At 48.4% G+C, this 11,516-nt stretch carries 11 protein-coding genes and 1 tRNA gene; 2 read left to right on the top strand and 10 right to left on the bottom strand.

Features of this window, described 5'->3' with window-relative positions:
- Positions 1-45: 45 nt before the first annotated feature.
- From ACZ5ZV_RS00355 to ACZ5ZV_RS00340, 4 genes are all read right to left on the bottom strand, one after another.
- Positions 46-135 (bottom strand) — tRNA-Ser (locus ACZ5ZV_RS00355).
- A 95-nt stretch (positions 136-230) separates the two neighbouring features.
- A complete protein-coding gene (serS, locus tag ACZ5ZV_RS00350; protein WP_464119234.1) occupies positions 231-1,526 on the bottom strand; it encodes a serine--tRNA ligase in 1,296 nt (431 codons plus the stop codon).
- 183 nt (positions 1,527-1,709) lie between these two features.
- Positions 1,710-2,018: a hypothetical protein gene (locus ACZ5ZV_RS00345; RefSeq protein ID WP_347359458.1), complete on the bottom strand. Its 309-nt coding sequence runs from the start codon at positions 2,016-2,018 to the stop codon at positions 1,710-1,712.
- Positions 2,019-2,044: 26 nt separating this feature from the next.
- On the bottom strand, positions 2,045-4,930 hold the full coding sequence (locus tag ACZ5ZV_RS00340; protein WP_464119233.1) for a tetratricopeptide repeat protein: 2,886 nt from the start codon (positions 4,928-4,930) through the stop codon (positions 2,045-2,047).
- Positions 4,931-5,190: 260 nt separating this feature from the next.
- Here ACZ5ZV_RS00340 and ACZ5ZV_RS00335 point away from each other — a divergent pair, with 260 nt between their 5' ends.
- Positions 5,191-5,589, top strand: coding sequence for a hypothetical protein (locus ACZ5ZV_RS00335; RefSeq protein ID WP_464119232.1), 399 nt, complete (start codon positions 5,191-5,193; stop codon positions 5,587-5,589).
- Positions 5,590-5,825: 236 nt separating this feature from the next.
- Here ACZ5ZV_RS00335 and ACZ5ZV_RS00330 read toward each other — a convergent pair whose 3' ends face one another.
- The 6 genes from ACZ5ZV_RS00330 to ACZ5ZV_RS00305 form a co-directional block, all read right to left on the bottom strand.
- Positions 5,826-6,671, bottom strand: a complete 846-nt coding sequence (locus tag ACZ5ZV_RS00330; protein ID WP_464117088.1) for an IS3 family transposase — start codon at positions 6,669-6,671, stop codon at positions 5,826-5,828.
- Positions 6,668-7,072, bottom strand: a complete 405-nt coding sequence (locus ACZ5ZV_RS00325) for a transposase (RefSeq protein WP_464117089.1) — start codon at positions 7,070-7,072, stop codon at positions 6,668-6,670. Before ACZ5ZV_RS00325 ends, ACZ5ZV_RS00330 begins: the two co-directional genes overlap by 4 nt.
- Positions 7,073-7,174: 102 nt before the next feature.
- Positions 7,175-8,428: a UDP-N-acetylglucosamine 1-carboxyvinyltransferase gene (gene murA, locus ACZ5ZV_RS00320; protein WP_464119230.1), complete on the bottom strand. Its 1,254-nt coding sequence runs from the start codon at positions 8,426-8,428 to the stop codon at positions 7,175-7,177.
- Positions 8,421-9,302 carry a peptide chain release factor N(5)-glutamine methyltransferase gene (gene prmC / locus ACZ5ZV_RS00315; protein WP_464119229.1) on the bottom strand — a complete coding sequence of 294 codons (882 nt, stop codon included), beginning with the start codon at positions 9,300-9,302 and terminating at the stop codon, positions 8,421-8,423. Before prmC ends, murA begins: the two co-directional genes overlap by 8 nt.
- A gap of 3 nt (positions 9,303-9,305) precedes the next feature.
- Positions 9,306-10,379 carry a peptide chain release factor 1 gene (gene prfA, locus ACZ5ZV_RS00310; protein ID WP_464119227.1) on the bottom strand — a complete coding sequence of 358 codons (1,074 nt, stop codon included), beginning with the start codon at positions 10,377-10,379 and terminating at the stop codon, positions 9,306-9,308.
- Positions 10,380-10,493: 114 nt separating this feature from the next.
- A complete protein-coding gene (locus tag ACZ5ZV_RS00305; protein ID WP_063205867.1) occupies positions 10,494-10,739 on the bottom strand; it encodes a type B 50S ribosomal protein L31 in 246 nt (81 codons plus the stop codon).
- A gap of 332 nt (positions 10,740-11,071) precedes the next feature.
- On the opposite strand from ACZ5ZV_RS00305, the gene ACZ5ZV_RS00300 reads away from it, so the two are divergent.
- Positions 11,072-11,470, top strand: a complete 399-nt coding sequence (locus tag ACZ5ZV_RS00300) for a hypothetical protein (protein WP_464119226.1) — start codon at positions 11,072-11,074, stop codon at positions 11,468-11,470.
- Positions 11,471-11,516: the final 46 nt, after the last annotated feature.

Raw genomic sequence — 11,516 nt, 5'->3', positions numbered from 1 at the left:
GGAATGCTCCAGAAACACAAAAACCGCCTTGTGGGCGGTTTATGATGGCGGAGAGTGAGGGATTCGAACCCTCGAGCCCCGCGAAGGGCTGCCAGTTTTCAAGACTGGTGTATTCAACCGCTCTACCAACTCTCCGTCGACCGTTTTATGGGTTTTGACGAGAGTATTCAAGCAGTTGTTTCCATGACGCAGCACAAGGTCGGGGCCTCATGCTGCTTGGAAGGAAAGACCTACTTTCTGATTTCGGTACGGCCGCCCATATAAGGCTGCAAGGCCTTTGGAATGCCCACGGAACCGTCTTCGCGCTGGTAGTTTTCTAGGATCGCCACCAAAGTTCTTCCCACCGCCAGGGCAGAGCCGTTCAGCGTGTGAACGAACTGAGGTTTGCCACCGGCACTGCGGAAGCGAATGTTCGCACGACGAGCCTGGAAGTCCTCGAAGTTAGAGCAAGAGCTGATCTCACGATACGCATTCTGGCCCGGCAACCAAACTTCCAGATCATAAGTTTTCGCGGATCCAAAGCCCATGTCCCCGGTGCACAGAAGCACACGGCGGAACGGCAGCTCCAAATCAATTAAGATCTGCTCTGCGTGGGATGTCAAAGCCTCATGAACTTCGTGGGATTTGTCCGGATGAGCAAACACCATCAATTCAACCTTGTCGAACTGGTGCTGACGAATCAGACCTTTGGTGTCGCGACCCGCAGACCCCGCTTCAGAACGGAAGCACGGAGAATAAGCACAGAAGCTTTGAGGCAGATCTTTTTCATCCAGGATTTCGTTATTGTAGTAGTTCGTCACCGGTACTTCCGCCGTTGGAATCAGATACAGGTCAGAACCTTCCAGATGGAAAACGTCCTCTTTGAATTTTGGGAAGTTCCCAGTGCCCAACAAGCTGTTGCTGTTCACCATGAACGGGGGAATCATTTCGGTGTAACCATGTTTCATGGAGTGTTTATCCATCATGAACTGGATCAACGCGCGCTCCATTTGCGCCGCCGCCCCTTTCAGGAAGGCAAAACGAGTGCCCGTGGTTTTACCAGCACGCTCAAAATCAATGATGTTCAGCGCTTCCCCCAGTTCCCAGTGTTCTTTGGCTTTGAAAGAGAACTTGGTCGGAGTGCCAACAACTTTGATCTCTTTATTGTCTTTTTCAGAAGAACCCACCGGCACAGAAGAATGCGGCTTGTTCGGGATCACCAATGCCAGGTTTGTCACCTGTTGATCGGCTTCTGCAGCCTTGGCTTCAAGGTCTTTCACCTGAGTTTTCAACACATCCACTTCTGCCAAAATTGCAGAAGCATCGCCACCTTCGCGTTTGATCTTGCCGATCTCACCGCTGAGTTTGTTTTGGTTGGCCTTGGCCGTCTCGGCCAGAGTGATAAGCTCTTTGCGCTTTTTATTGAGCTCCATGATCTGCTCAAGCACTTCTGTGGAAGCCCCACGATTCACAAGCCCTTGCTTGTACTCATCATAGTAAGAGGTCCCGTTCTCAGCTTTCTTTTCCAGAAGTTTAATATCAATCATCTCAATTTCCTTTTCCAAAAACAGATCTCAAAAATCAAATCGCTCTACCACTTTAAAGGTTGGTCAAAAGTGTTCGAGCGCAAGGCGGAGGGCTTTCCCGCAGCGGAGGCGTGCTCTATGCACGTCGGAGCGAGGACAATGCCCGACAACGCAGTCGATCGGGCACTTTTCACCAGCCGGCCATTAAGGGGCAACAAGTATATACATTCTTAGCAACATCACGACAAGGACGCAGATCAGGTCAAAAATTAAAATCTGACCGATGCTCCAGTTCGCCAGAATCTTCATCAGCGCAGCAACAACCACAACCATTACGAACAACAAGGCGAATGTGCCATAGCCCATCAGCTCTTGTCCGATCAGCGCCAAGGTCAAACCCAGAACAAGCCCGGTCACCAAGCGCAGTAAAATATGAAACAGTGAGATTGTGGATGACTTAACACCCTCTTGAGCGCTGCTTGCCAGCCCCCGCATTTTATCGCCGATTCCCATGGCTTAGATTCCTCCGTTGTCCGTCCTTAGTTGCCAAGTCTCATCATTTTCGCTTCTATTTCAGCACGATCTAATGCGTTTGGCGAGAGTCCCAAATATTTATTATAAGCTTGCGCCGCAGAGCGAGTATCACCCTTCATCTCATAGATGGCACCCTGTTCACGATAGATTTCGGCATAACCACTTTCCCGGGCGGAGGCCAGGGCAAGCATGTCCTCTGCCACATCCAGGGAGCCGGACTGACGATAACACTGGGCTGACTTGACATAGATGTCCGCCCCTTGAGGACGAAGCTTCATGGCCGTGGAATACTCTGCCGCACATTCCGCATACTGACGACGTGCTGTAAATACTTCGGCCGCCAGAATGTAAGAATCTGCCACATTGGGATTTAATTTCTTTTCAGCCTTCGCCGCCTCCAAGGCCGTTGCAAAATCCCCCGATGAAAAAGCCGCCTTACCAATATAGTAATGCGTTCGCGGATAGTTTGGATTCAACCTTTGAACACGTTTGAATTGCTGGATGGCTTCCTCGAAACGACTGGTTTCCAGATACAATTTCCCGGCCTGGAACAAAGCTTCCCCATCGGTAGGGTCCAAAACCGCCGCACTTAAGAAGGCCTTCAAAGCCCGGTCATTTAAGCCCAGGGCCTTTTCACTTTCACCCAACCCCAGCCACGCTTTTTTGCTGCGAGGATCGGCTTCGGTGGCGCGCTCATAAATCTCTTTCGCCTGGCTGTAACGGTCTTCTGACTTGTAAACTTCTGCTAGAGCGATTCGGTAGTCCATAGTGTAGGAGAATCGTTTGATCAGCTCGTTCAGATAGGTGATTCCCGAATCCACCCCATTGGTCTGCGCCAGCATCTTGGCATAGGTGATTTGTGCTTCAGGGTTGGTGGCATCAATTTCCACTGCCTTGGTCGCATAACGAATGGCATCTTTGGCGGCGTTTTCCTTGCGCTCAATTTCTTTTTTATTAATAGGAACTATCGACCGTGCCAGCAATCCGTTGGCTTTGGATAAAAGAATGAAAGTCTCAATATCCCCATCATAGGCTTTCGCTGCACGCAGGGCATAGTTGATGGTCCCCACCATATTGTTTTTACGGAACTCCAGCTGCGCTAATCCCCTCAGAACTTCATAGTTGTTCGGCGCAATCCGCATGGCATTGGTCAGAATCTGCAAAGCCCCGACAAAGTCAAAACGTTGGGACATGTAATCGGCCTGCAAGACATAGGCTGATACCAACTTTGGTTCCGCCTTGATGGATTTGTTCAGCCACTCGATGGCCTCAAAACTTTGATTCAGTTGCCACAGGGCTTTGGCTGCCTTCATTGCGGCGGTTCCGTTTTTCGGGTCCGCTTCAAAGGCCGCTTTGAATTCAGCCTGCGCCGCCAGGAAGTCCCCTTGGCGCACGTACTGATCCCCCAAATACAGCAGTTCATTGTTTCGGCCTTTTTCACCTTTGATCTTGTCACTACCACCCAGACGAATCACCAATTGGCGAAGTTCGCCGTTATTGGGATTTAACGCAAAGGCCTTCTGGGCAATATCCAGGGCTTTCTTTTTCTCTCCGCGCAGAACGAAGATTTCTGCCAAGACACCATAACCTTCGGCTTCGATCAACGACGGAATGCGACCTTTCGATTCCAATGCCGCGTTCAGAAGAGCGTAGGCCGTATCGGATTTTTTAAAGCCTTTATACTCCACCAAACCTGCAGCCACTTTGGCTTCCTTGTGTTTGGGGTTTTTTGCCAGCACATTGCGAAGGATGGTCGCCGCTGATGTAAAGTCACCTTGCTGGTAAAGGACTTCCGCCAGTGCCACCTGGGGATCCAGCCATTTTTCCCAAAGCTGAGTGGCCTTTTCAAAATAGGGGACGGCATTCATATAGTCTTTTTCACCCGCCAGAAGCTCAGCTTTAAAGCTGTACAAAACCGGCAACAGCGAGAACGGCTCTGAACTTTCCAAAGTGGCTTCAATGGCTCCTTTGGCTTCCTTGTAACGTCCCGCCGTCATCAGCTTCACAGCTTCACAGACTTGTCCGAACGGACTGATTACATTCAAGGCCCGCGTGGCCTGAGTCACCGACGCTATCGTACGGACATCCTGTGCGTCCTGAACCGCAAAAGGCCACAGCTCATAATACACCACGCACAACAAAGCACGCACCTCGATGTTCATCGGCGCACCTTCGATAATGCTCACCAGTTTATTCTGAGCCGATAGGTAAGATTCAAACGTGTCCTGCTCCATTGCAAAAAGGGCTTCGTTCAATTTTTCTTTCACAGCCTGATCCGACAAAGCCGAACCTGCTTTTCCAGGAGCTAACAGGTGAATCTTCGAACCATCCGCCGGCCCCGTATCCCACAACAACCACACGCCCAGCACAATAGCCACAGCCAGAATCAGAGCGGGGATCTTGAGAGATTTTTGCAGCTCTCCTTTTTCCATGTTCTTCACATTGGAAAGCTCAATAACGGATTCTTTGTCCCCACCGGAGGGCACAGAGGCAATCTTTGCTGCCGGAGGAACGTAAGCCGGGGTGTCCAACACATCAATTTGCTGCAAAAGCGGCTTTGGATTCGGTGAGGGATTGATACTGTGTTCTGTGCTGGTTTCTGTTTTCGGTTTTGCAGGCTTCGGAGCCTGAATGATGACCGTTTCCGCTTCCATCTTCTGGGCTTTTTTGGGATCGACATCAACGATGCCTTCCAATGCCTCCAGAAGTTTGTCATAGAAGGCTGGTTCCTTGGAAATTAACGTCCACTGACCATCAGGCAAGCGCGAGATCATCTCCTGACCGGAAAACACACCCTCACCAATCATGCGAAGAATGGCTTCCGTCGAGTAAGGTCCCTTGACCTGACCCTTCCTAGTTTTAACAACCCAAGTTACCTGTATGCGTGACATAGACACTTGATTATATTGTGGTTTTTAACAAAGAACTATGTCCCCGAAAGGACCGTCTAAAGGTCTGTGCTTTAGTCAAGGAACTGGTTCCAGAATAGAACCTAAAACCCATAATGGAATTACCCCTGGTTCCGAATTGAGATTGGCGACCTCTTTAATCGGATCTCAAATCGAATTTAAGGCACTTTGGCGGCTGTCTCATATTGGCACAGCCTTTGCTGTATAAGACATCGTTAGATCGTGATTTGGGGAGTTTAATAGTGATCCGAAACGCATTGATAGCAGTTTACATCTTGGTAGTTCTCGCGATTTCCGCAGTGGCTCGCGCGGGTGTACTTCCAAACAATGCATTAGGTGAAGAGGCCGGTGTTTCCGACCTTCAAAATTATAACTTCAAAACTCACACTGGCGAAGTTGTGGCTTTGGCTGACGGCACCCTTGTTTTGGCAATGGCTGATCAGCAGACTTTCTTCGTATTGAAGTCACAGTTCGACCTAACACCTTATATTGGTTCTAAAGTTATGATGAGCGGTATTGAACTTGAGCATCAACTTGCTCCCAACTTCGAACTTGAAACTGTGGACCCCCTCCCTGGTTTCGGTTTTGGGAACAAAACGGTCGTCTTCTTTGTGTTTGGTATCAGCGAAGCTACTTTGTAGTTTCATGTCATTAAGTCTCAGCCCCATCCCCTCCGCGGGCTGAGACTGTTCTTTTTTCTCTTAAAAAGGCCTACGGATCCCCCTCCTTGTAGGCCTTTTTCTTTTTTAAAATACCACTAGAAAACTTCGGATCTCCTTGATTGATTCAAGGAGCCTAGAGTTACTGTCGCTGAAAAAACAAAAGCCCTGATTTTGATCTGTACCCCAAAAAGTGGACAGATAAATAAAAGGGTCCTCTAAGTGAAACCTCGGCATTCTGCCGGGGTTTTTCCTTTTAAGCCCCATTGGGGACGTTCGTTATTGTAGTAGTTAATATAACGGTCTATCTCTGCTACCAATTCCTCAAACGTATGGCAACTTTGAAGATCCACTTCATCTTTTAAATGACCAAAAAAACTTTCTATAGGCGCATTGTCCAGGCAGTTGCCTTTTCTGGACATGGACTGGGTGACACCCCACTTAGACAAAAGATCTCGATACGTCTTGGATGTATAGTGACACCCTTGGTCCGAATGCATGATCAAACTCTCTGGCTTTCGGCTGAATAGGTCTTCCAGGCCTCGAATCGCAACGTGTAGTCCAGCTCCAGGAGAAACCGTATAGTGGACGATATCTTTCACTGCCAAGTCTTTTACGGCTGACAGATAAGCCCTGTTTCCTTTGCCATAGTCTAAGTAGGTAATGTCTGTTGAATAAACTGTGTCTTTCTTTTCAACATTAAATTGCCTGCTTAGGATGTTCGGACTTACCCGGTGTTCCTCACCTGATGCCCAGCCTTGCTTGTACTTATTCTTACGTCGGATAGTCGCCTGAAGGCCGTACTTCTTCATTAACCGTCTAATTTTCTTCAGGTTCATGTTGATCCAGAAGTGGCGTTGCAAAAGCATCTTTATTGTCCTAGCGCCGGCTTTACCCCTTCTATACGCAAAAATGATTTGCACCCATTCCGCGTCTGTTGTGATGACCTGGGGAGATGCTCTTTGGGCAAACCAGTAGTAATAGCCACTGGTACTGACTTGAGCCTGAGCGCACAGCCTGCTGAGACATAGATCAGGCCGATGATTGACCGCCTTGCTAATCAACGCGAACTTTTCTTGTTTGCGTATTTTGCCTCCAAGGCGCGGAGCTTTTTTAGGAAGTCGTTCTCCGCGCGAAGATAAGCGATTTCATCTTCTGCTGATTTAAGCTTTTTTCCCTTGGGTCGACCTGTAGACTTAGAACCTCGGCGGTCTTTCTTTAATCCACCTTCTTGGGTAGACATCTTTTCCCAACGCTGAAGGCACTTCTTGGCATAATCCACACCAAATAAGGATAGGTTAATACCAGCATCTTTAAAAATTTGACTAGGAGTTTGTCCCTCTTCCCGAAGCCTTAAGGCCCTAACCTTAAATTCGGGGGTATAGGCAACATTGGACTGCGTTACCTTTAGAACATTCGGATTCTTCTCAAGATCTCGGCGATCTCTTTCGGACAGTGAGCCCATGATCTGCTTCCTTTTTATACGAAAATACCCCAAAAATGGGACAGGGTCTTTTATTTTCCTGTCCGAAATTTGGGGTACAGATCACTTCTCAGGGCTTTTTTATTATTCAATTCTTTTGATCTTCGCACCCAGAGAAGACAGCTTGTCTTCCAGCTTTTCGTATCCGCGATCCAGGTGATAGATGCGGCTGACAACAGTCTCTCCCGAAGCCACAAGGCCCGCAAGAACCAACGAGGCACTGGCACGCAAGTCGGTGGCCATCACCGGTGCTCCCGTCAATTGACCCGGTCTGCCACGCACAACAGCTACGCGGGTTTTCGGAGTGATATCTGCACCCAAACGAGAAAGCTCCGTCACGTGCATGAAGCGATTTTCAAAGACCGTTTCAGTGATCACACTGGTTCCGTGAGCCACAGTCATCAAAGCCATGAACTGCGCCTGAAGATCTGTCGGGAACAGCGGGTGAGGAGCTGTCGTCACATCCACAGCTTCCCATTTTTCACATGGGAATACTGTCATGGAATCAGCCGTTGTTTCGATTTTGAAACCTGCTTCACGCATTTTCAAAATCAAAGCTTCCAAATGAGCCGGCACACACTTGGTCACAGTCACTTGACCTTTCGTGATCGCGCCTGCAATCAACAGGGTTCCTGCTTCAATACGATCAGGCATGATGGCGTGTTTTGCGGGCTTTAGTTGCTCAACACCTTCGATGCGAATCACGCTGGTTCCATGGCCTGTGATCTTTGCGCCCATTTTGTTCAGGTACTCAGCAAGATCCACAATCTCTGGCTCTTTCGCAGCATTTTCAAGAATGGTCACGCCCTTTGCCAAAGTCGCCGCCATCATCACGTTTTCGGTTCCGCCGACAGTCACTGTTTCAAACAGGAATGTCGAACCTTGAAGCTTCGGAGATCCTGCATGAACGTAACCTTCTTTTTGCGTGATAGTGGCACCCAACGCTTTGAAACCATCCAAGTGCAAATCAATGGGACGACTTCCGATGGCACATCCACCCGGCTGGGAAACAACCGCCTCACCATATTTGGCCAACATGGGGCCCATACACAGGAAACTTGCGCGCATTTTGCGAACTAGATCATAAGATGCTTCAAAGGAAGAGGGTTTGTTCACGGTTACGTGAAATTCGTCGCCCACCCATTTTGTCTCACAACCCAGGCTGTTCAGTAACTCAGAAGTGGATTCGATATCCTTTAGCTTCGGCATGTTTGTGAAAACGTGTGTGCCTTCTGCCAGAAGAGTTGAAAATAGAATTGGAAGAGCAGCGTTCTTCGCACCACTCGTCGCGACAGTACCTTTTAGTGGGCCATTGCCCGTAACGACCATTTTATCCATGTGTTTCTCCGCGGATGACTCTATCATGCCCAGAAAGATCTTTGATGACACTGATTTCGTTAAATATTTTTAAGCTTTCAAAGGACTGCTTCATCGCCGCCCCCTGGCCCATTCCCATTTCCATCAGCATCAATCCGGGTTTCTTCAGGTAGGGGGCAAAAGCTGCCGACCATGCCTTTAATAGTGCCAAACCATCTTCTTCCGCATAAAGCGCGGAATTGGGTTCATATTTCTTTACGTTTTCTTCAACTTGGGGGTCATTGGGAGCAATGTAAGGCGGGTTGGAAACCAAAACGTCAATCTGGTCTTTGCCAGTGAAGTCCCTGTAAGCCGACATAATTCTATCCACATTGCTGGCATCACAGTTCAGGAACTGAACCCGGTCTGCCACACCCAGGGCTTCAGCGTTTCTTTGTGCTGTTTCCACGGCTCCGGCAGAAAGATCCACGGCGACAAGTTTTGCCAGCGGATATTCCTTTAAAAGACTCAACCCAATGCAACCCGAGCCACAGCCAAGGTCGACAAAACCCCAGGGTTGATCTTTATCTTGCGCCCACGCCAGAACATCTTCCACAATATGCTCTGTTTCCGGGCGCGGAATCAGGACGTTTGAATTCACTTCAAAACGGTGGCCGAAGAAATCACGATAGCCCAAAATATAAGCCACAGGCTCTCCGGCCGCACGACGGCGAACCAATTCACGCAAGACGGCCAGCTCTTCTTCTTTCATGGGCTGATCAAAACGCAGATACAATTGAATGCGTTCCAGCTTCAGCCCGTGGGCCAAAAGCAGTTCCGCATCCAAACGTGGAGTATCGATTTTTTTGTCTTTGAAGAAAGCTGTGGTTTTATCGAGTATTTCTTTTAGTTTCATTCATTAAGCAGAGACTTGTTTTTTAAGTGCCTCTGCCTGGAAGTTAGCAATGAGTGGATCAATCAGCAACTCAAATGAACCGCTCATAACCTGATCCAACTGGTGGATCGTCAAACCAATACGATGATCCGTGATGCGAGTCTGCGGGAAATTGTAAGTGCGAATGCGCTCTGAACGATCCCCGGTCCCGATTTGCTCCAAACGAACGTCGGATGCTTCTTTGCGGGCTTTTTCGTCTTCGATCTGCTGCAATTTCGCGTAAAGGATCTGGAAAGCACGCTCACGGTTGGTGGACTGTGATTTTCCTTCCTGACATTTTACGTCGATCCCGGTCGGCAAATGCACAACACGAACTGCGGATTCCGTTCTATTTACCGACTGACCGCCGGAGCCTTGGGAACGCATGGTTTCAATGCGAACATCAGACATCGGGATCTTGATTTCAGAAACTTCCACCTCTGGGATCACCGCCACAGTCACAGTGGACGTGTGGATACGGCCCGCAGCTTCCGTTTTTGGAACACGTTGAACGCGGTGAACGCCGGATTCGTACTTCAGCTTGCTGAAGACAGAATCCCCGGTGACGCTGGCAATAATCTCTTTGGCTCCTCCGGCGTTACCTTCAGAGAAAGAAATCATTTCCACCTTCCAGCCCTGGGAAGCGGCATAATGAACATAGCCACGGAATAGTTCATCAGCAAAAAGGGCTGCTTCGTCCCCGCCGGCACCCGCACGAATTTCAAGAATCGTATTCTTGTCATCGTTTGGATCTTTCGGGATCAATGCCACCTTCAACTGGTGCTCAAGCTCTGGAAGCTCGGCTTCCAGCTCTTTCACTTCCTCGCGGATCAGCTCACGCATTTCTGAGTCTTGTTCTGCAGTCAGAAGTTCTTTGCTGGCTTTCAGATTTTCAGTCTTCTTTTTATAGTCGCGATAAACCAGAACAATCTTTTCCAGATTGCCCAGCTCCTTCATCAACGCCCGGTACTGCGTCTGATTAGAGGCAATATCCGGTCTTTGAAGAGCCATATTGACTTCTTCGTAACGAGATTCAACTGCGTCTAACTTCGAGAACATGAAGAGCTCCTGCTCATGCTGAGATGGAAAATGACTGTGGCTGAAAACGAAAATGCGGCTCGAACTTTGAACCGCATTTCATACAAGAACGTCCCCCGAACGGAGGTCTGAAATTTACTTCTTGCCGTAACGTTTTTTGAAACGATCGATACGACCTTCAGTATCCATCACACGTTGCTTACCAGTGAAGAACGGGTGAGATGCAGAAGAGATCTCAACTTTGATTAGTGGATATTCTTTACCGTCTTCCCATTTAACAGTTTCGTTAGAGTGAAGAGTAGATGTTCCCAAGAAACTGAAGTCGCAAGAGATATCTTTAAATACAACAGTATTTACTTTTGGGTGTAGGTTTTGTTTCATGACCTGATTCCTTCTAAATAATTTAACCTATGGGTCTTAAGCTGTAAGGATGTAACATACTGACCACCCTGTGTCGAGCATAAATCGCTGATTTTATTGGCATCCTCAGAGGCCCTCAGGGGGTCTGGTAGTTTTAATAAAACTTAGATATTTCAAGTACTTAATTAACCTATTTCCCGAGTTTAATAGGATTATCGTGTTTTTCGAGACAGGGCAAATCAGGACCTTGGAACCACGAGGGTCGCCCTTGTATTTTACCTCAAAGCCCCGGGGATCGTTGAGCTCCACCTCCGAAGCCACCTACTCTTGATGGACCTACAAGGAGGTATTCCATGAAGTTTTTGGTCCCGTTCGCGGCCGTCTTGACCCTGTCTCATGTGGCTTCAGCAGAAAGTATCTACTGCACCTTCACTGAACCTTTTATTTCTGTGTCCTATAATTCTGATACAAATAAAGTCAAAGTCGAGTCCCCGGATCAGGGAACCCTGGAGGTCCCCGGCAAAGTGACTTTTGATAAAGGTGGCATTATTACAATCACCAGCGAAGGCATCAGCCACCGACTTGTGATTGACACCACCAAAGAAGGCTCTGATGGCATGTCTGATTTCGTCTATCCTTTTGAAGGCGTGATTGATGACAGCCTCTATGGCGGCTGCGAAACAGACGCTTTAAAAAAGACCGAACCCACTCCGGAACCTCAGCCTCAACCGGAACCCCAACCTAATCCTTAAAAACAAAAAGGGAGTCTTGCGACTCCCTTTTTTCTTCAATTTGCCA

The sequence above is a fragment of the Bdellovibrio sp. HAGR004 genome, assembly GCF_055397015.1.
Note: the sequence above shows the minus strand (reverse complement) of the source record. Positions and strands in the feature narration are given on the sequence as shown.

Bases quoted from the DNA above. Each gene is read 5' to 3' on its own strand.
- serS (WP_464119234.1), bottom strand. From the start codon at position 1,526: ATGATTGATATTAAACTTCTGGAAAAGAAAGCTGAGAACGGGACCTCT.
- ACZ5ZV_RS00345 (WP_347359458.1), bottom strand. From the start codon at position 2,018: ATGGGAATCGGCGATAAAATGCGGGGGCTGGCAAGCAGCGCTCAAGAG.
- ACZ5ZV_RS00340 (WP_464119233.1), bottom strand. From the start codon at position 4,930: ATGTCACGCATACAGGTAACTTGGGTTGTTAAAACTAGGAAGGGTCAG.
- ACZ5ZV_RS00325 (WP_464117089.1), bottom strand. From the start codon at position 7,072: ATGGGCTCACTGTCCGAAAGAGATCGCCGAGATCTTGAGAAGAATCCG.
- murA (WP_464119230.1), bottom strand. From the start codon at position 8,428: ATGGATAAAATGGTCGTTACGGGCAATGGCCCACTAAAAGGTACTGTC.
- prmC (WP_464119229.1), bottom strand. From the start codon at position 9,302: ATGAAACTAAAAGAAATACTCGATAAAACCACAGCTTTCTTCAAAGAC.
- prfA (WP_464119227.1), bottom strand. From the start codon at position 10,379: ATGTTCTCGAAGTTAGACGCAGTTGAATCTCGTTACGAAGAAGTCAAT.
- ACZ5ZV_RS00305 (WP_063205867.1), bottom strand. From the start codon at position 10,739: ATGAAACAAAACCTACACCCAAAAGTAAATACTGTTGTATTTAAAGAT.
- ACZ5ZV_RS00300 (WP_464119226.1), top strand. From the start codon at position 11,072: ATGAAGTTTTTGGTCCCGTTCGCGGCCGTCTTGACCCTGTCTCATGTG.